Source organism: Sphingopyxis sp., from assembly GCF_050916055.1.
Classification (GTDB): domain Bacteria; phylum Pseudomonadota; class Alphaproteobacteria; order Sphingomonadales; family Sphingomonadaceae; genus Sphingopyxis.
Genome location: NZ_CP051527.1, coordinates 1,995,410 through 2,012,539 on the forward strand (window position 1 = coordinate 1,995,410; position 17,130 = coordinate 2,012,539).

The following is a 17,130-nucleotide window of genomic DNA, read 5'->3' on the forward strand; positions in this document are numbered from 1 at the left end:
GCTCTCCCAATTTCGCCCGCCAGTCTACGTCATTCGTTGCTGTTTGCAACCTGTGCGCGACACGGCGCTATCCATCCGGTTCGCTCATGACGCCATATTGAATGGCCTCGGATATCGTCAGGCAGCGCCGCGTCGATTTGTCGGATCCCGAACCGGCCACGGCTTTTTGCCGGTACATGATATCGGTCAGCAGCTTTCGCGAGACGCCCATCCGGATCAGGAAATCATTGTCCTCACTGGCCAGCATCGCCGCATCCTGTTCGATCTCGCCGATCAGTTCGGTCGTGGCGTCGGTGCCCATCGCTACGCTCATGTCGATCGACTCGCGGTCGCCGGTGCGCGTGAACATGTGGACCATGAACTGCCCGCCGGGGTCGATGGTCCGGTTCTTGCCGGCCATGAACAGGAAGTTGCAGGCGCTGTAACAGGCCCATCCGGACGGAATGCGGGTCCGGACATCCAGCGTGTCGCGCAGCAATCGACCCGCCTCGTTGCCCGCGCGGGCGTCGCCTCCGGGGGAACTCAACCACAATTCGTAAAAATCCGGGTGCTTGGCCAACACCGCCTTCAGCCGCGGCACGACATCCTTGTCGATCCGGCCTTCGCCCTTGATGATGCCGTTCCCATCCTGCTCGAAATAGGTGAACTGCATCTGCGGGTTCGTCGACCAGCCGGGATTGAGCGGGCAGGTCGGGTTGACCGGGTCCATCGCCGGCGCCGCGCCAAGCGCCGTCAGCGCCGCTGCGCCGAGCGCCAGGCGGGCGACCCGCTTCACGCCGCGACCACGTAGCGCGCCTGCCCCGGTTCCTTGCACATGCGCTTGGTCACCCGGGTTTCCTCGCCCTCGACGATGATGAAGTCGGTGACGTTCATGCATTTGCGCCCGCCGCCTTCCTGGTTGACCGCCACCACGGTCGACGATCCGCTGACATTCTCGCGCGTCGCGCTCGTCCAGTTCGACGTCGCGCCGACTTCTTCACCGCGCGTCACTTCTTCGGTCGCCGCCGCCGCCTGCACCTGTTCGCCGGGGTCGAGGCGGCAGGCGATCGCGTCGGTCAGCGTCCCGCTCACCTCCGAAATCGGCACATAGCTGTACACGCCCGCCTTGCTCGCGGCGCTGCCGATCGCTTCGTTCAGCACCCCGCCCAAAATGCTGCGGCCCGCGCTGCTGCCCTTCTTGCCCTTCGGACAGCCGCCATTATCGTCTTCGCTGGACTTGGGCGCCGGCGTCGCTACCTTGCGCAGCAGCCCGCCGAACTGCGCCTGCGCCGGCACCGCCACCAGCATCGCTGCCGCGAGAACCGCGGGGATTCCGAACATCACACGCATCTCATCGCTCCACCCCAATCGCCGCCCATCCGGACCGTTGTGCGACCTTGTTAGCCGCGGTTCATGCCACCCGCTGTGATTTTCATCAACTGTTCGAACAATGTCAGCCTGACAGGTTGAATTAAGGGAGAATATGTCACACTAGGCTTGCCATGCTGTCGCAAAAGACCCGCTATACGATCCGTGCCTTCCAGCACCTTGCCGACCATTGGGGCCAGGGGCAGGTCCAGCTCGCGGATATTGCGGAGGCGCAGAATATCCCGCCGAAATTCCTGACCGTCATCCTGTCCGAAATGGCGCGCGAAGGGCTGCTGATCTCGCAACGCGGTCGCGACGGCGGCTATCAGCTCGCGCTGCCGCCGGTCGACATCAGCTATGGCGACCTAGTACGGCTGACCCGCGGTTCGCTCGCGCTGGTCCCCTGCGCCAGCCGCAACGCCCACGAACATTGCAAGAATTGCCTGCCCGAAAAGGACTGCCGGATGCGCAGCCTGATGCTCAAGGTCCGCGACGACACCGCCGCCATCCTCGACCGCATCACCCTCGCCGACCCGATCGCGCTGGAACCCCTGTTCGACGAGATCGCGTCATAGCGTCGCGGTGGGGTGTCGGCTGATGTCCGGTTGCGGACATAGAAAACGTCGGTAGAATCCTCGGCCATGAAAACAGTGAAGAACCGACGCCTATTTCTCGTGGGAATGTCGGCCGGTGCTGCATTAGCGATTGCCGGCGCTGGTGCCGCCACATTGTTTTCTGAAAAACAGGCAACGCAATATCTCAGGGTGATCGATGATAACTTCGATTACGCCCTAGGTCCGAACCACGCGTCGGAGGACGGCCCTCTGAGCCCGCGACTGATCAGAAATTGTAAGATTGAGCAGTTCGTGACGGACTCCGCGCAACCAGATTATACGGGGTCATCATTTGTAAAAATTGACGGAATGCCAAAAGCCAATTTGAATTGTTTGATTGGCGAAGCGCGGGCTAATTCCTTGTCTCTCGCTATCGTGGACGGCATCGACACGACGCCAGCCGATTGCATCGACGGATGGCCGACGCGCTTTCAAAAGGCGGCGTCCGGGGGATTCGAGTTATGTCGTGGACACACAAATCCAAATCCAATTTTCATGCCCCCGCCACCGCCATAGCGTTAGTCCGCTTCCCATCCCTTCGCGGCAGTTCGTTGCCGACACGGCAATTTCTGCCAACGACCGGTAGCGGACATTGCTGCTCCCCTCCCTTTTAGGGAGGGGCTGGGGGTGGGTAGCCGCCAACGGCGGCATATTCACCGCCGCTCGCTATCGCTCGCAACCCACCCCTAGCCCCTCCCTAGAAGGGAGGGGGATTGTCTGGAATCCACCCCAAAAGCGGCCCTCCGGCACCACAATCCCACAATCCACGCCCACCAACAAAAAAGGCCCGCTTTCGCGGACCTTTTTGAAGAAATGGTGGAGCCTAGCGGGATCGAACCGCTGACCTCCTGCATGCCATGCAGGCGCTCTCCCAGCTGAGCTAAGGCCCCGTGCCATTTGCTTGCGACCGCCCGCTGGGTGGGGCGATCGGGTTGCCGCCTTTACCAGTGCCGGCGGTCGATGCAAGAGGCCAAATCATCGCGGCGACGCTTTTTTGGCCCCTCGCGGGAAAAATCAGGTTTCGACGTCGTCGTCATCCGCGGTCGCGACGCCCAGGTCGTCGTCGCCGCCCAGATCGACGTCGTTGTCGGGCGAATCATTGTCCTCGTCGACATCGACGTCCAGGTCCAGATCGTCGTCGGCCACTTCGGGTTCCTTGGCGACCTTGCCGGGCTTTTCGACTTCCTCGAACGGCATCGGCTGCTTCGATTTCAGCACCGATTCCGGGATCCAGCTGTAACCGCAATTGATGCAGCTGATCGGGTCGTCCTTGGTCAGATCGTAGAATCGCGTGGCGCATTTCGGGCAGCTACGCTTCGCGCCCCATTCAGCCTTTACCATATATGCCTCGTAACCTTCTGGAAACAGAATAAATTTCTGGAGAGTGGCGGGTGCCGGCGCGGCATCCGTCAAATCGGCGTGCGCCTTGCCAGATTGCAAGGCCGCTGTCAAAAGCCGCACGCCATGACAGTCCAGACCGCCACCCCGCGCAGCTTCGCCGCCTCGCCGCCGCTTCTAGGTAAGATCGCGATCCCGGGGGACAAGAGCATTTCGCACCGCGCGCTGATGCTGTCGGCGCTGGCGGTCGGGACCAGCCGCGTCACCGGACTGCTTGAAGGGCATGACGTGCTGGCCACCGCCGCCGCGATGCGCGCGATGGGCGCGACGATCGAGCGCCGCGAAGACGGCGAATGGATCATCGACGGCGTCGGCGTCGGCGGACTGCTGCAGCCCAAGGGCGCGCTCGACATGGGCAACAGCGGCACGTCGACGCGATTGCTGATGGGGCTGGTCGCCAGCCACCCGATCACCGCCACCTTCGTCGGCGACGCCAGCCTGTCGGGCCGCCCGATGGGCCGCGTCATCGACCCGCTGGCGCAGATGGGCGCCGACATCACCGCTTCGCCCGGCGGTCGCTTGCCGCTGATGGTCCGCGGCCTCGCCCCCGCCATCCCGCTGTCCTATCGGCTGCCGATGGCGTCGGCGCAGGTGAAGAGCGCGGTGCTGCTCGCCGGGCTCAACACGCCGGGGATCACCGAAGTCATCGAACCGGTGCCGACGCGCGACCATAGCGAGCGGATGCTCAAGGGCTTCGGCGCCGATCTGACCGTCGAATTGGGCGCCGACGGCACCCGCCATATCCGCATCTTTGGCGAGGCCGAGCTCCGGCCGCAGACGATCGTCGTCCCCGGCGACCCCTCGTCGGCTGCCTTCTTCATCGTCGCGGCGCTGATCGTGCCGGGATCGGACGTGACCATCGCCAACGTCGGCCTCAACCCGACCCGCGCCGGGCTGGTCGCGGTGCTGCAGGCGATGGGCGGCGACATCGCGCTGCTTGAAGCACGCGAAGTGGGCGGCGAACCCGTCGCCGACCTGCGCGTCCGCCACAGCGCGCTGAAGGGCATCGACGTCGATCCGGCGATCGCGCCCAGCATGATCGACGAATTCCCGATCCTGTTCGTCGCCGCCGCGCTCGCCGCGGGGCGCACGACGACCACCGGCCTCGACGAGCTGCGCGTCAAGGAAAGCGACCGGCTGGCGGTGATGGCCACCGGGCTGCGGGCGATCGGCGCGCGCGTCGACGAAACCGCGGACGGCCTCGTCATCGACGGCACCGGCGGCGACCCGCTGCCCGGCGGCGCGACCATCGCCGGCCACCTCGACCACCGCATCTGCATGAGCTTCGCGGTCGCCGGCCTCGCCAGCAAGGCGCCGGTGACCATCGACGACATCGCGCCCGTGGCAACGAGCTTCCCGAACTTCGAGACGCTGCTGGCGGGGCTCCAGGCATGATCATCGCCGTCGACGGCCCCACCGCATCGGGCAAGGGCACGATCGCCAGGGCGCTCGCCGAGCATTTCGCCCTGCCCGTGCTCGACACCGGCCTGCTCTATCGCGCCGTCGGCTATCAGACCCAGCTCGATCATGGCGATGCCGACGATGCCGCCGACGCGCTCGCCGCCTGCGACTTCCCGGCCAGCCTGCTGGGCGATCCAGCGCTGCGCTACGAAACCACCGGCGGCCTCGCCAGCCGCGTGTCGGTGCATCCGCAGGTGCGCGCCGCGCTGTTCCAGCGCCAGCGCGACTTCGCCAACCAGCCCGGCGGCGCGGTGCTCGACGGGCGCGACATCGGCACCGTCATCGCGCCGCACGCCGACGCCAAGCTGTTCGTCACCGCCAGCGCCGAGGAGCGCGCCCGCCGCCGCCACGCCGAGCTGGTGTCGCGCGGCGTCGAGGTCGGCTACGACGTCGTGCTCGCCGACATCCACGCCCGCGACGCGCGCGACACCGGCCGCGCCGATGCACCGCTGCTGCGCGCAACAGATGCGGACTTGCTCGATACCGGCGATTTGACTATAGGCGGCGCCGTCCAACGGGCGATTGCGCTGGTTGAGGCACGGTTGAGCCGCCGCTCCATGTGAGCGTCGGGCGTGACGGGATGCACCCGCCGCGCCCTTTTTGCTTTGCCCGTTCCTCGTCCCGCCGGCCGCCGGAAGGATGTCCTGCATCGCATCCGGCGCGCGGGACATATCGGCCACAAGACCAGCGGAACCAACCGCTTGGCCGGAACAAACGAAGTAAGGATATCATCTCTATGGCCACTACGGCTTTTCCGACGCGCGACGATTTCGCCGCGATGCTCGACGAATCGCTTGGTGGTGCCGACGGCGGCTTTGAAGGCCGCGTCGTCAAGGGCACCGTAACCGCGATCGAAAACGACCTGGCAGTGATCGACATCGGGCTGAAGAGCGAAGGCCGCGTGGCGCTTCGCGAATTCGCGATGCCGGGCCAGAAGTCCGACCTGAAGGTCGGCGACGAAGTCGAAGTCTATGTCGACCGCGTCGAAAACGCCAATGGCGAAACCATGCTGTCCCGCGATCGCGCCCGCCGCGAAGCCGCCTGGGACCGGCTGGAAGAAGAATTCAACAAGGAAGCGCGCGTCGAAGGCGTCATCTTCGGCCGCGTCAAGGGCGGCTTCACCGTCGACCTCGGCGGCGCCGTGGCGTTCCTGCCGGGTTCGCAGGTCGACATCCGCCCGGTGCGCGACGTCGGCCCGCTGATGGACCTGCCGCAGCCCTTCCAGATCCTCAAGATGGATCGCCGCCGCGGCAACATCGTCGTGTCGCGCCGCGCCATCCTCGAAGAAACGCGCGCCGAACAGCGCTCGGGCCTGATCCAGAACCTCGAAGAAGGCCAGATCATCGAAGGCGCGGTCAAGAACATCACCGATTATGGTGCGTTCGTCGACCTCGGCGGCATCGATGGCCTGCTCCATGTCACCGACATGAGCTACAAGCGCGTCAACCACCCGAGCGAAGTCATCAACATCGGTGACACGGTCAAGGTGCAGATCATCCGCATCAACCGCGACACCCAGCGCATCAGCCTGGGCATGAAGCAGCTCGAGAGCGATCCGTGGGAAGGCGTCGTCGCCAAATATCCGGTCGGCGCCAAGCTGTCGGGCACGGTCACCAACATCACCGATTACGGCGCGTTCGTCGAACTCGAAGCCGGCATCGAAGGCCTGGTCCACGTCAGCGAAATGTCGTGGGTCAAAAAGAACGTCCATCCCGGCAAGATCGTTTCGACCAGCCAGGAAGTCGACGTCATCGTCCTCGAAGTCGACAGCGACAAGCGCCGCATCTCGCTCGGCCTGAAGCAGGCCCAGTCGAACCCCTGGGGCGCGTTCGCCGATGAACATCCGGTCGGCTCGGTCGTCGAAGGCGAAGTCAAGAACGCGACCGAATTCGGTCTGTTCGTGGGCCTGCCCGGCGACGTCGACGGCATGGTTCACATGTCGGACATCGCCTGGGGCATCTCGGGCGAAGAAGCGCTGCACCTCCACCGCAAGGGCGAGGCCGTGCAGGTTGTCGTGCTCGACGTCGATGTCGAGAAGGAACGCATCAGCCTCGGCATCAAGCAGCTTGAAAAGGGTGCGCCTGCCGTTGGCGGCGGCGTCGCCGCTGCGGGTTCGGTGAAGAAGAACGACGTCGTCACCGTCACCGTCCTCGAAGTCCGCGACAACGGCCTCGAAGTCCAGGCCGGCGACGATGGCGCCACCGGCTTTATCAAGCGCGCCGACCTCGGCCGCGACCGCGACGAACAGCGGGCCGAACGCTACCAGGTCGGTCAGAAGTTCGATGCGATGGTCATCGGCTTCGACCGCTCGAAAAAGCCGAACTTCTCGGTCAAGGCGATGCAGATCGCCGAAGAGAAGCAGGCCGTCGCGCAGTACGGTTCGTCGGATTCGGGCGCCTCGCTCGGCGACATCCTCGGCGAAGCGCTGAAGGCCGGCAAGAAGGACTGATCCTCCTTCCGCCACAGGCGAAACAAAGGCCCGCAGAGTCCCTCTGCGGGCCTTTTTGTTTCACCGATATATTTTGACGCGAAACTGATTCATGTTACTCTCTGCACCGCGTAGGGAGGGGTCCTCACGCATCGGTGCCGGCAACGACCGGAGGCCCGCGTCCGTGGGACGTGCGTGATATATTAGGGGAAAGCAGATGATCCGGTCCGAACTGGTTCAAAAGATCGCGAGCGAGAACAGCGATCTTCGCGTCGAAGAGGTCGAGAAGATCGTCGATACATTCTTCGACTCGATCGTCGAGCAGCTCGCAACCGGCGGACGCGTCGAACTGCGCGGCTTCGGCGCCTTCTCCACCCGCGCCCGCGAATCGCGCACCGGCCGCAATCCGCGCACCGGCGCCGCCGTCGCGGTGCAGGCCAAGAACGTGCCCTATTTCAAACCCGGCAAGGAAATGCGCGAGCGCCTGAACGACTGAGTTCGCTCGTTACAGGACGTGTACCCCGGCGAAAGCCGGGACCCAGAGCGTTGGAAAGCTGGCTTTGCGTGACTACGCCCCGGGCCCCGGCTTTCGCCGGGGTGCAGATACTTGCTCGAAAGCTATAAAGACTGACTTGTTTCAGGGTCCATCGTCCATCGTCGCCTTCCGCGCAGCGTGGAAGGCAGCGGCAGGCCATGGATGCTGAACAAGTTCGGCATGACGACGGAATGAAGATTGGTCGGAACAATCAGGTCTTCAGCCGGTATCCGGTCCGGAACACCCAGAAAATCACGCCCAGGCACAGGGTCAGGAACAGCGCCACCGCGGCCATGCTGGTCTCGATGCCGACGTCGCCTTTGCCGAAAAAGGTCCAGCGAAAGCCGCTGATCAGATAGACGACCGGATTGAACAGCGTCACCGTCCGCCACGCCGCGGGCAGCATGTCGAGCGAATAAAAAGCGCCGCCCAAAAAGGTCAGCGGATAGACGACGAGCAGCGGAATCACCTGCAATTGCTCGAAACTTTGTGCCCAGATGCCGATGATGAAACCGAACAGGCAAAAGGTGACCGCCATCAGGATCATGAAGGCGACCATCAGCACCGGGTGCGCGACCTCGACATCGACGAACAGATGCGCGGTGGCAAAGATGATCGCGCCGATGATCACCGACTTCGTCGCCGCCGCCCCGACATAGGCGATCACCGTTTCCAGCGGCGACAGCGGCGCCGACAGCATCTCGTAAATCGTCCCCGTCCATTTGGGCATATAGATGCCGAACGAGGCGTTGCTGATGCTTTCGGTGAACATCGTCAGCATCATCAGCCCGGGGACGATGAAAGCGCCATAGGGAACCCCCGACACTTCGGTCATCCGCCCGCCGATCGCCGATCCGAAGACGACGAAATACAGCGCCGTGGTGATGACCGGCAAGGCCAGGCTGGTCCACACCGTGCGCCCGAAACGCGCCAGCTCGAACAGATAGATTGCGCGCACCCCGCGCCAGTTGGCGGTCATCGCTCGTCTCCGTTCGCCTTGCTGCTGTCGTGCACCAGCCCGACGAAAATATCCTCGAGCGAGCTTTGCCGCGTGTTGAGGTCCTTGAACGCGATGCCGAGGTCGCTCATCCGCCGCAACAGCGACGGCACCCCGGTCGCCTCGGCGTGGCTGTCGAATTCATACACCAGCTCGTGCCCCTCGCCCGCCAGCGCCAGCTTCCATTCGGCCAGCTCGGCGGGAACCGCCGCCAGCGGCTCGGCCAAATTCAGCGTCAGCGTCTTGCGCCCCAATTTCTTGATCAGCGCATGTTTCTCTTCGACCAGGATCAGCCGCCCCTTGCTGATCACGCCGACGCGGTCGGCCATTTCTTCGGCCTCCTCGATATAATGGGTGGTCAGGATGATCGTGACCCCGCGCTCGCGCAGCCCGCGCACCATGTTCCACATGTCGCGGCGCAGCTCGACGTCGACCCCGGCGGTCGGCTCGTCGAGGAACAGGATTTCGGGCTCATGGCTCAGCGCCTTGGCGATCATCACCCGGCGCTTCATGCCCCCCGACAATTCCATGATCTTCGACGCGCGCTTGTCCCACAGCGACAGATCCTTGAGCAATTGCTCGATAAACGCCGGGTTGCGCGGCTTGCCGAACAGCCCGCGCGAAAAGGTCACCGTCGTCAGCACCGTCTCGAACGCATCGGTGTGCAACTCCTGCGGCACCAGCCCGATCATCGACCGCGCAGCACGATAACCGCGGGCATGGTCGTGGCCGCCCACCGTCACCGTGCCGACGCTGGCGGTGACGATCCCGCACACGATGCTGATCAGCGTCGTCTTGCCCGCGCCATTGGGGCCGAGCAGCGCGAAAATCTCGCCCTTGTTGATGGTCAGGTCGACACCGCTCAGCGCCTGGTGCCCGCTCTTGTACGTTTTTCCGAGGCCGGAAATTTCGAGGACAGCTTGCATGGCCGCCGCTCTAGCCGAGCCGCGGCGCGGGGTGAAGCCGCAAACAGCGCTTGACCTCAATCGGCCCATCGGCTTGACCGGCAGGCCAAGCGGACGTGGCGAAATCGGTAGACGCAGCAGACTTAAAATCTGCCGGCCTAGTGTCATGCGGGTTCAAGTCCCGCCGTCCGCACCAGCCCCCCCCCGCCCCGCGCCAATCACGCGCGCGACCGCCCAGCGCCGGTTTTCGACTGAGGGAGGGAGCGTTCGCCCTCTCCCGCCGGGAGAGGGATACGCAGGCTTGGTTGCGCAGCAACCTAGCCGAAGTTGGGTGAGGGTTCCCGCTTCACCTGCGAAAGCAAACGTCGGACGCCCTCAACCAACCCTCTCCCAAGGGGAGAGGGCTTTATGGCGGGAATCGGCCGCTCTCGCCGTCAGATCAAAAACATCATCGTTGCGGTGAAGAACACCGCGAAACTCTGCAAAAACAGCTTCAGGTCGCTGCCCGCGAAAATCGATACCGGTTCGCGATGCGCCGCAAGCGCGGTGCGCAGTTCGCTTTGCCAGTCGTCGGGCGCGTTCAGCCGCGCGATGGTGACCTGCCGCGCATCGTGCGCGCGGATGAGGCGGCGAATATTGACGTGATCCGAGTCCATGCCCGGCACGCTAAAGGGGCGTTAACAAAGTAGTAAGGTTAAAAGATCGTTAACGCGTCGGGCGTTTCAATTCGGCACGCCCGAAATGACCATGGAACTTATGGCATCGGCCGAATTCGCACCGTCCGCCGGTCGCGCGCGCCCGCCTGGAACGGCTGGCACCGCTGCGGCCGCATCCGCGGGCCAAGACACAGCCGTACCTCGTTCAGCCACCCGTCGCGGTCGATCGCCACCGCGACCATCGCCGGCGCGATCCCCTGGTTCGCCGCCGCGAACGCGCGCCGGACATCGCCTGCGGTCCGCGGTTTCGCCGCCAGCGCGCGCATGTCGGGAAAGCGCACCGCGCGAAACAGGATCGCCGCGGCGCGGAAATAGGCGGCGGGGTTCGTGCTCATGCACGTGCCATGCTTGGCCCATTCGTGCTGAAGCAGCTGCACCGAGGGGGTCATGCACAGATGTTCGCGCAGCACCGGCTTCGGCACGATCTTCGCCGGGCGGCACCATTGCGGATAACCGGGGGTTGCCGCCTCGGGCCACAGGCCGTGGAGCACCCAGCCGAAGCGCCCACCTTTGCCCGAACACTGAAACCCGTCGCGCTGGCCCTCGGGATCGCGCGAGCCCGCGCAATGCTGCGGCGACCAGCTCATCGCCAGCAGGTAACCGGCGATCGCCGGCTTGCGCACCGGTTCGTCGCGGCGCGGCTGCTCGATCCGCGGCACCGGGATACGATCGGGAATCCGGCATGCGAGCGCCTGCGCCTCGGCCGCCGTCGGAGCGAGGAGCAGCGCCAGTACGGCGCCGCTAAGCCAGCGCAAAGTCCAGTCCGATGTCCGCCGCGGGCGCCGACTGGGTCAGCCGTCCGACCGAAACATAGCTCACCCCGGTTTCGGCGATCGCGCGAATGGTGTCGAGCCGCACTCCGCCCGACGCCTCGGTCGGCACCCGGCCGGCGACCAGCGCCACCGCTTCGCGCAGCATCGCCAGGTCCATATTGTCGAGCAGCAGGTGCGTCGCCCCGGCGCCGAGCGCGGGCTCGACCTGGTCGACGCGGTCGACCTCGACGATGATGTTTGCAATCCCCGCCGCGACCGCGCGGCGCACCGCTTCCTCGACCGACCCGGCGACCGCGACGTGATTGTCCTTGATCATCGCGGCGTCCCACAATCCCATCCGGTGATTGGTCGCGCCGCCCATGCGCGTCGCATATTTCTCGATCGCGCGCAGGCCGGGGATCGTCTTGCGCGTGTCGAGCAGCGTGGCGCCGGTCCCCGCGATCGCATCGACATAGCGGCGCGTCATCGTCGCGATACCCGACAGATGCTGCACCGTGTTGAGCGCCGAGCGTTCGGCGGTCAGCATCGCGCGCGCCTTGCCCGACAGCCGCATCAGGTCGGTGCCTGCGGGGACCGCCTCGCCCTCGGCGACGCAGATGCCGATGTCGATGTCGGGATCGAGCGCGCGAAAGAAAGCTTCGGCGATCGGCAGCCCGGCGACGGTGATCGCATCGCGGCTGTCCATCACCCCGGCAAAGCGCGCGTCGGCGGGGATTGTCGCGAGTGAAGTGATGTCGCCCCCCGCCCCCAGATCCTCGGCCAAAGTGGCGCGAACAAAGGCGTCAAGGTCGAAATCGGCGAGGGTGAAATCGGTCATGGCCCCCGCGATAAAGGCTCGCCCCGGCAAATCAACTTGACGTTTACGTAAACTAACGCTGACATGGACGATATGCGCAACGATAGACAAAATGGAGCCGCCCCATGAAATCCCCGATCTGCGCGATGCTCGCCATCGAATTTCCCCTCCTCGCCTTCTCGCACTGCCGCGACGTCGTCGTCGCGGTCTCGAAAGCTGGCGGCATGGGCGTCTTCGGCGCCGCCTCGCTGCCGCCCGAACGGCTCGAAGAAGAACTGGCGTGGATCGACGCGCATATCGGCGGGCGTCCCTATGGCGTCGATCTGATCGTCCCCAACAGCTTCGCCGGCAAGGGCGAAGCCAGAGCCGCGCTGCCGCCGATACCCGAAGCGCACAAGGCCTTCGTCGCCGGCCTGCTCGAACAGCATGAGGTCGAAAGCGACGGCCTGGCCGGCGTCAGCTCCAGCCTCGGCGACAATATGAGCGATGCAGGCGCCGCCGCGCTGCTCGAAGTCGCGTTCCGCCACCCCATCAAGCTGATCGCCAATGCGCTCGGCGTGCCGCCGCCGCTGATGCTCGAACTCGGCAAGCGCCATAATGTCCCCGTCGCCGCGCTCGTCGGCACCCGCGATCACGCGCTGACGCAGGTGCGCGCGGGGGTCGACATCCTCGTCGTCGCGGGCGGCGAAGCCGGCGGCCATTGCGGCGAGGTCGCGACGATGGTCCTCGTGCCCGAAGTCGCTGCCGCCGTCGCGGCGGTCGGCGCGAACACCCCGATCCTCGCCGCGGGCGGGATCGTCACCGGCCGCCAGATGGCCGCCGCGATGGCGATGGGCGCGCATGGCGCGTGGACCGGATCGGTGTGGCTGACCACCGCCGAGGCCGAAACGAATCCGGTGGTGAAGGAAAAGATGCTCGCCGCCAGCTCGCGCGACACCGTGCGGTCGAAAAGCCGCACCGGCAAACCCTCACGCCAGCTGCGCTCGCCGTGGACCGACGCGTGGGAGGCGGAGGGCGCTCCGAAGCCGCTGCCGATGCCGCTTCAATCGCTGGTCAGCGAACCCGCGCTGCGCAAGGTCGACAAGCTCGCCGAGGGCGGCCACGAGGGCGCCAAGGCGCTCGCAACCTATTGGGTCGGGCAAGGCGTCGGCCTGATGAACGAGGCGATGGGCGCCAGCCAGGTCGTCCAAGAGTTCAAGGCCGACTGGATCGCCGCCTGCGAACGGCTGAACGGCTTTATCGGCGAATAGGCAAAAAAATCCCCGCCGAAGCGAGGATTTTCTGGTGTCAACCAACCGTCGCCTTGACGATCTTGCCGGGTTCGCGCGGCGGCTCGCCCTTGGGCAGCGCGTCGACATTGTCCATGCCCTCGATCACTTCGCCCCAGACGGTATACTGGTTGTCGAGGAAGCGCGCATCGTCGAAGCAGATGAAGAACTGGCTGTTCGCGCTGTTCGGGTTCTGGGCGCGCGCCATCGAGCAGACGCCGCGGACGTGCGGTTCGCTGCTGAATTCCTGCGCCAGATCGGGCAGCTGGCTGCCGCCCATGCCGGTGCCGGTCGGGTCGCCGCCCTGCGCCATGAAACCGGGGATCACGCGGTGGAACACGACGTCGTCGTAGAAGCCTTCGTTCGCGAGGCTGGTGATGCGCTCGACATGCAACGGCGCCAGATCGGGGCGGAGGCGGATGACGACATCGCCGGTCGACAGAGTGAGGGTAAGGGTCTGGTCGGTCATGAGCGGCTCCTTTGATCCGGGTTGTAAAACTGCCGGTGCCATAGCGGGCGACGACGGCATTGCCACGCATTAATTGCCGCGGGCGCGTTGCCATATCGCGGTGCCGGGACTAGGGGAGATCACGGCCCGCCGACCGGCTGCCGGCGCAATATAGGGAGGACCGCGCGATGGACAAACGCGAAGAATCCCTGCCCCCCGACGACATGCTGATCGACGCCATGGTGTCCGAAACCGAGCTCGACGAAGACGACCGGTTGCGGCCGCAATTCGTCCGCGATGTGCTCGAGCTTGCCGAAGCCGGCGAAGGCGAGGCGGCGCGCGAACGGATCGGGCGCCTCCATCCCGCCGACATTGCGGATTTGTTCGAACTTGCGCGCCCCGACGAGCGCCCGATGCTCGCTGCGGTGCTCGGCGACATGCTTTCCGCCGACGTGTTGGCGGAAATGAACGATTATGTTCGCGAGGAACTGATCGATCTTCTCGACCCCGAACAGGTCGCCGAACTCGCCTCCGAACTCGATACCGACGACGCGGTCGCGATCATCGAGGATATGGAGGCCGACGAGCAGCAGGCGGTGCTCGACGCGATGGAGCCCGAGGATCGCGCCGCGATCGAGGACGCCCTCTCGTTTCCGGAAGAATCCGCCGGCCGCCTGATGCAGCGCGATCTGGTCGCGGTGCCCGAACATGTCACCGTCGGCGATGTTATCGACAGGCTGCGCGACGATGGTGGCCTGACCACCGACTTCTGGGAAATCTTCGTCGTGGATCCGATGCACCGCCCGGTCGGCAGTTGCCAGCTCAGCTGGATCCTCCGCACTCCGCGCGACATTGCTATCAGCGACGTGATGAAGCGCGAACAGACTTTGATCCCGGTCGATATGGATCAGGAAGAGGTCGCGCTGCGCTTTCAGAAATATGCCCTGATTTCGGCGGCGGTCATCGACCGGTCGGGGCGGCTGGTCGGCATGATCACCGTCGACGATATCGTCCACATCATCCAGGAAGAGGCGGGCGAAGATATCCTCCGCCTGTCGGGCGCCGGCGATGGCGACATCAACGAACCGATCCGCGAAACCTATAGTGCGCGGGTGCGGTGGCTTGTCGCCAATCTGGGCACCGCGCTGCTTGCGTCGTCGATCGTCGGCTATTTTGGCGGCGCGATCGAACATATGGTTGCGCTTGCGGCGCTGATGCCGATCGTCGCCGGCGTCGGCGGCAATGCCGGCACCCAGACGCTGGCGGTCACCGTGCGCGCGCTGGCGATGAACCAGCTGACCGATTCGAACAGTTGGCGCGCGGTGTTTCGCGAGATGAAGATCGCGCTGCTCAACGGCGCGACCATCGCGCTTCTCGCAGGCATCGGCACTGCGGTCTGGTTCGCCAACCCCCAACTCGGCGCCGTCATTGCCGCGGCGATGATCGTCAACATCTTCGTCGCCGGGGTCGCGGGGGTCGCGATCCCGCTGCTGCTCGATCGGCTCGATCAGGATCCGGCCGTCGCCAGCTCGATATTCGTCACCATGACGACCGATTCGATGGGGTTTCTGGCGTTCCTCGGCCTCGCGGTGCTCAGCGGCCTGACCACGCTTTGAGCAAAAACCGTTGAAGTTGTGCGGCATACGAAGACCGACATAAAAAAGTTTAGGGGCGCAATTTTTTCAGGGAACTTATCCCGCGATTTGCTCGTTTCCCTTTCGAGCAGCGGTCATCGCCCCCCCGCAGCGCTGCTCAGCAACATTGGCCCGGCGCGTATTCCCTCCCCCCCCCCTCGAAGCGTGCCGGGCCATTTTGCATCTTTTCGGAGAGGTTTTTGAAATGACGAGTTTCCGCGCTATCATTCTCGCCGTTTTGGCAAGCGTCGCCGTCACCGGCTGCAACACCGTCAAGGGTGCAGGCCGCGACATCGAATCGGTCGGTCAGGCCGGCAGCGACGCCATCGACTGATTTCTCCCGCTTACCCTAAGCCTCCTCGAGAGGCTCGACAGGCGCCGATTCGGCGCCTGTTTTGCGTCGGCGCTGGGTAAACCAGATCGCGAAGATCGAAAATTCGTATAGGACGATCAGTGGGATCGCGAGCAGGAACTGGCTGAGGATGTCGGGCGGGGTGGCGACAGCGGCAATCGCGAACGCGGCAACGATCATGTAGCGCCGCGCGGACACCAGTTGCTGCCGGGTCACCAGACCCGACCGCTCGATCAGCATCAGAAAAATCGGCAGCAAGAAGGCGATCCCGAATGCCATGATGAATTGCATGATGAAGCTGAGATAATTGGCGACCGATGGCAGCGCTTCCTGCTGGATGCCGCCCATATCACCCTGATACCCCAAGAGAAATTTGAGCGCGACCGGCACGGTGACGAAATAGGCCATACAGGCACCCGCCGTGAACAACACCGGCGTCGCGAACAGGAACGGCAGCAACGCCCGCTTTTCCTGGCGATAAAGTCCCGGCGCGACGAATTTCCATAGCTGGTTGGTGATCACCGGAAACGCGATCATCATCGATGCGAACAGCGCGACCTTGATCTGCACGAAAAACGCTTCGAACAGCTGGGTGTAGATGATCTTACCCTGTCCCGCGGCGACGAGCGGCTGCACCAAAATGCTGAATATAGGTTCGGCGTAATAAAGGCAGACGCCGAACGCCAGACCGATCGCGATCAGCGATTTAAGCAGTCGCGAACGAAGTTCGATCAGATGGTCGAGCAGCGGCATTTTGCCGCCGGCGCCGTCTTCATTCTCTCCCGCGCCGGGCGTTTCCGCGGTCATGGCAGCGGGCCATCCTTGGGCGGAACGACATGGGTTTCGGGCTTGGTCGCGGCCGCAGCTTCGTCTTGTGTCTCGGTCGGTCCATCGGCCGGCGGCAAGCTGGTGGCCGGAATCATCGGTTGCGCAACCACGCCATCGACGCGCGGGAATTCGCGCATTATCGCGTCATTCTGTTCGCGCCACTGTTTTTCCAGCTCTTCCAGTTCGGCCTCGCGCATCATGGTGTCGAGACCCGACCGGAAATGACGCGCCATGCCGCGTGCCTTGCCCATCCATTTGCCGACAAAGCGCATCGCCTTGGGCAAGTCCTTGGGACCGATGACCACCAAGGCCACCAGCGCGACGAGCAGCAACTCGGTCGGCGCGACGTCGAACATCGTTTAAATCAGCCCCGCAGGCGGATGGCGATCAGAGCTTGTCGTGCTCGGGCGTCGGCGTCGTGACGGGCGTCACCTCGGGAGGCCGCTGCCCCTCGATATGCCGGGGTGCGGCGGGCGGGACATCGTCTTCGGACATGCCTTTCTTGAAGCTTTTGATCCCCTTGGCGACGTCGCCCATCATGTCGGAAAACCGGCCCTTGCCGAACAGCAGCAGGACCAGAATCCCGACCACCAGCCAATGCCAGATGCTGAAGCTACCCATCTCGAAATC

Annotated in this window: 21 protein-coding genes and 2 tRNA genes; 10 read left to right on the forward strand and 13 right to left on the reverse strand. The window is 64.5% G+C overall.

Annotation, left to right across the window (positions count from 1 at the left end):
- Positions 1–67: 67 nt before the first annotated feature.
- Together HEQ22_RS09705 and HEQ22_RS09710 are read right to left on the reverse strand one after the other, a co-directional pair.
- Positions 68–877, reverse strand: a complete 810-nt coding sequence (locus HEQ22_RS09705) for a hypothetical protein (RefSeq protein WP_432767701.1) — start codon at positions 875–877, stop codon at positions 68–70.
- Positions 772–1,320: a hypothetical protein gene (locus HEQ22_RS09710; protein WP_432767702.1), complete on the reverse strand. Its 549-nt coding sequence runs from the start codon at positions 1,318–1,320 to the stop codon at positions 772–774. The genes HEQ22_RS09705 and HEQ22_RS09710 overlap by 106 nt, the downstream gene beginning before the upstream one ends.
- A gap of 161 nt (positions 1,321–1,481) precedes the next feature.
- Between HEQ22_RS09710 and HEQ22_RS09715 the strand changes: the two genes are divergently transcribed.
- A complete protein-coding gene (locus HEQ22_RS09715; protein WP_432767703.1) occupies positions 1,482–1,922 on the forward strand; it encodes an RrF2 family transcriptional regulator in 441 nt (146 codons plus the stop codon).
- Between the two features lie 66 nt (positions 1,923–1,988).
- The gene (locus HEQ22_RS09720) at positions 1,989–2,477 is read left to right on the forward strand and encodes a hypothetical protein (RefSeq protein ID WP_432767704.1); all 489 of its coding nucleotides are present in this window, start codon (positions 1,989–1,991) and stop codon (positions 2,475–2,477) included.
- Between the two features lie 298 nt (positions 2,478–2,775).
- Here the strand turns inward: HEQ22_RS09720 and HEQ22_RS09725 are convergent.
- Positions 2,776–2,851 (reverse strand) — tRNA-Ala (locus tag HEQ22_RS09725).
- A gap of 124 nt (positions 2,852–2,975) precedes the next feature.
- Entirely contained in the window at positions 2,976–3,302 is a 327-nt protein-coding gene (locus tag HEQ22_RS09730; RefSeq protein WP_432767705.1) for a TIGR02300 family protein, read from the reverse strand.
- A 123-nt stretch (positions 3,303–3,425) separates the two neighbouring features.
- On the opposite strand from HEQ22_RS09730, the gene aroA reads away from it, so the two are divergent.
- From aroA to ihfB, 4 genes are all read left to right on the forward strand, one after another.
- Positions 3,426–4,754 (forward strand): 3-phosphoshikimate 1-carboxyvinyltransferase, encoded by a 1,329-nt coding sequence (aroA, locus tag HEQ22_RS09735; protein ID WP_432767706.1) that lies wholly within the window; start codon positions 3,426–3,428, stop codon positions 4,752–4,754.
- A complete protein-coding gene (locus HEQ22_RS09740) occupies positions 4,751–5,383 on the forward strand; it encodes a (d)CMP kinase (RefSeq protein ID WP_432767707.1) in 633 nt (210 codons plus the stop codon). Before aroA ends, HEQ22_RS09740 begins: the two co-directional genes overlap by 4 nt.
- 173 nt (positions 5,384–5,556) lie before the next feature.
- Positions 5,557–7,269, forward strand: a complete 1,713-nt coding sequence (gene rpsA, locus HEQ22_RS09745; RefSeq protein ID WP_432767708.1) for a 30S ribosomal protein S1 — start codon at positions 5,557–5,559, stop codon at positions 7,267–7,269.
- 196 nt (positions 7,270–7,465) lie between these two features.
- Positions 7,466–7,744: an integration host factor subunit beta gene (gene ihfB, locus HEQ22_RS09750; protein ID WP_432767709.1), complete on the forward strand. Its 279-nt coding sequence runs from the start codon at positions 7,466–7,468 to the stop codon at positions 7,742–7,744.
- A 250-nt stretch (positions 7,745–7,994) separates the two neighbouring features.
- Here the strand turns inward: ihfB and HEQ22_RS09755 are convergent, their stop codons facing one another.
- Both HEQ22_RS09755 and HEQ22_RS09760 read right to left on the reverse strand, forming a co-directional pair.
- Positions 7,995–8,762, reverse strand: coding sequence for an ABC transporter permease (locus tag HEQ22_RS09755; RefSeq protein ID WP_432767710.1), 768 nt, complete (start codon positions 8,760–8,762; stop codon positions 7,995–7,997).
- The gene (locus tag HEQ22_RS09760; protein WP_432767711.1) at positions 8,759–9,706 is read right to left on the reverse strand and encodes an ABC transporter ATP-binding protein; all 948 of its coding nucleotides are present in this window, start codon (positions 9,704–9,706) and stop codon (positions 8,759–8,761) included. Before HEQ22_RS09760 ends, HEQ22_RS09755 begins: the two co-directional genes overlap by 4 nt.
- Before the next feature lie 89 nt (positions 9,707–9,795).
- Between HEQ22_RS09760 and HEQ22_RS09765 the strand changes: the two genes are divergently transcribed.
- Positions 9,796–9,881 (forward strand) — tRNA-Leu (locus tag HEQ22_RS09765).
- A 238-nt stretch (positions 9,882–10,119) separates the two neighbouring features.
- Here the strand turns inward: HEQ22_RS09765 and HEQ22_RS09770 are convergent.
- The 3 genes from HEQ22_RS09770 to nadC all read right to left on the reverse strand — a co-directional run bounded on the left by HEQ22_RS09770 (position 10,120) and on the right by nadC (position 11,991).
- Positions 10,120–10,341, reverse strand: a complete 222-nt coding sequence (locus HEQ22_RS09770; protein ID WP_432767712.1) for a hypothetical protein — start codon at positions 10,339–10,341, stop codon at positions 10,120–10,122.
- Between the two features lie 98 nt (positions 10,342–10,439).
- On the reverse strand, positions 10,440–11,156 hold the full coding sequence (locus HEQ22_RS09775; protein ID WP_432767713.1) for a ribonuclease T2 family protein: 717 nt from the start codon (positions 11,154–11,156) through the stop codon (positions 10,440–10,442).
- The gene (gene nadC, locus HEQ22_RS09780; RefSeq protein ID WP_432767714.1) at positions 11,143–11,991 is read right to left on the reverse strand and encodes a carboxylating nicotinate-nucleotide diphosphorylase; all 849 of its coding nucleotides are present in this window, start codon (positions 11,989–11,991) and stop codon (positions 11,143–11,145) included. The genes HEQ22_RS09775 and nadC overlap by 14 nt, the downstream gene beginning before the upstream one ends.
- Before the next feature lie 104 nt (positions 11,992–12,095).
- On the opposite strand from nadC, the gene HEQ22_RS09785 reads away from it, so the two are divergent.
- Entirely contained in the window at positions 12,096–13,220 is a 1,125-nt protein-coding gene (locus HEQ22_RS09785; RefSeq protein WP_432767715.1) for an NAD(P)H-dependent flavin oxidoreductase, read from the forward strand.
- A gap of 37 nt (positions 13,221–13,257) precedes the next feature.
- On the opposite strand, the gene HEQ22_RS09790 is transcribed toward HEQ22_RS09785, so the two are convergent.
- Positions 13,258–13,707 (reverse strand): peptidylprolyl isomerase, encoded by a 450-nt coding sequence (locus tag HEQ22_RS09790; RefSeq protein WP_432767716.1) that lies wholly within the window; start codon positions 13,705–13,707, stop codon positions 13,258–13,260.
- A gap of 167 nt (positions 13,708–13,874) precedes the next feature.
- Here HEQ22_RS09790 and mgtE point away from each other — a divergent pair, with 167 nt between their 5' ends.
- Positions 13,875–15,302: a magnesium transporter gene (gene mgtE, locus HEQ22_RS09795; protein WP_432767717.1), complete on the forward strand. Its 1,428-nt coding sequence runs from the start codon at positions 13,875–13,877 to the stop codon at positions 15,300–15,302.
- A 223-nt stretch (positions 15,303–15,525) separates the two neighbouring features.
- Positions 15,526–15,654, forward strand: a complete 129-nt coding sequence (locus HEQ22_RS09800) for an entericidin A/B family lipoprotein (RefSeq protein WP_088440733.1) — start codon at positions 15,526–15,528, stop codon at positions 15,652–15,654.
- A 15-nt stretch (positions 15,655–15,669) separates the two neighbouring features.
- Here HEQ22_RS09800 and tatC read toward each other — a convergent pair whose 3' ends face one another.
- The 3 genes from tatC to HEQ22_RS09815 are packed head-to-tail and all read right to left on the reverse strand — an operon-like array spanning position 15,670 to position 17,121.
- On the reverse strand, positions 15,670–16,479 hold the full coding sequence (gene tatC, locus HEQ22_RS09805) for a twin-arginine translocase subunit TatC (protein WP_432767718.1): 810 nt from the start codon (positions 16,477–16,479) through the stop codon (positions 15,670–15,672).
- Positions 16,476–16,856, reverse strand: a complete 381-nt coding sequence (gene tatB / locus HEQ22_RS09810; RefSeq protein WP_432767719.1) for a Sec-independent protein translocase protein TatB — start codon at positions 16,854–16,856, stop codon at positions 16,476–16,478. Before tatB ends, tatC begins: the two co-directional genes overlap by 4 nt.
- Before the next feature lie 31 nt (positions 16,857–16,887).
- Positions 16,888–17,121: a twin-arginine translocase TatA/TatE family subunit gene (locus HEQ22_RS09815; RefSeq protein WP_432767720.1), complete on the reverse strand. Its 234-nt coding sequence runs from the start codon at positions 17,119–17,121 to the stop codon at positions 16,888–16,890.
- Between the last annotated feature and the right edge of the window lie 9 nt (positions 17,122–17,130).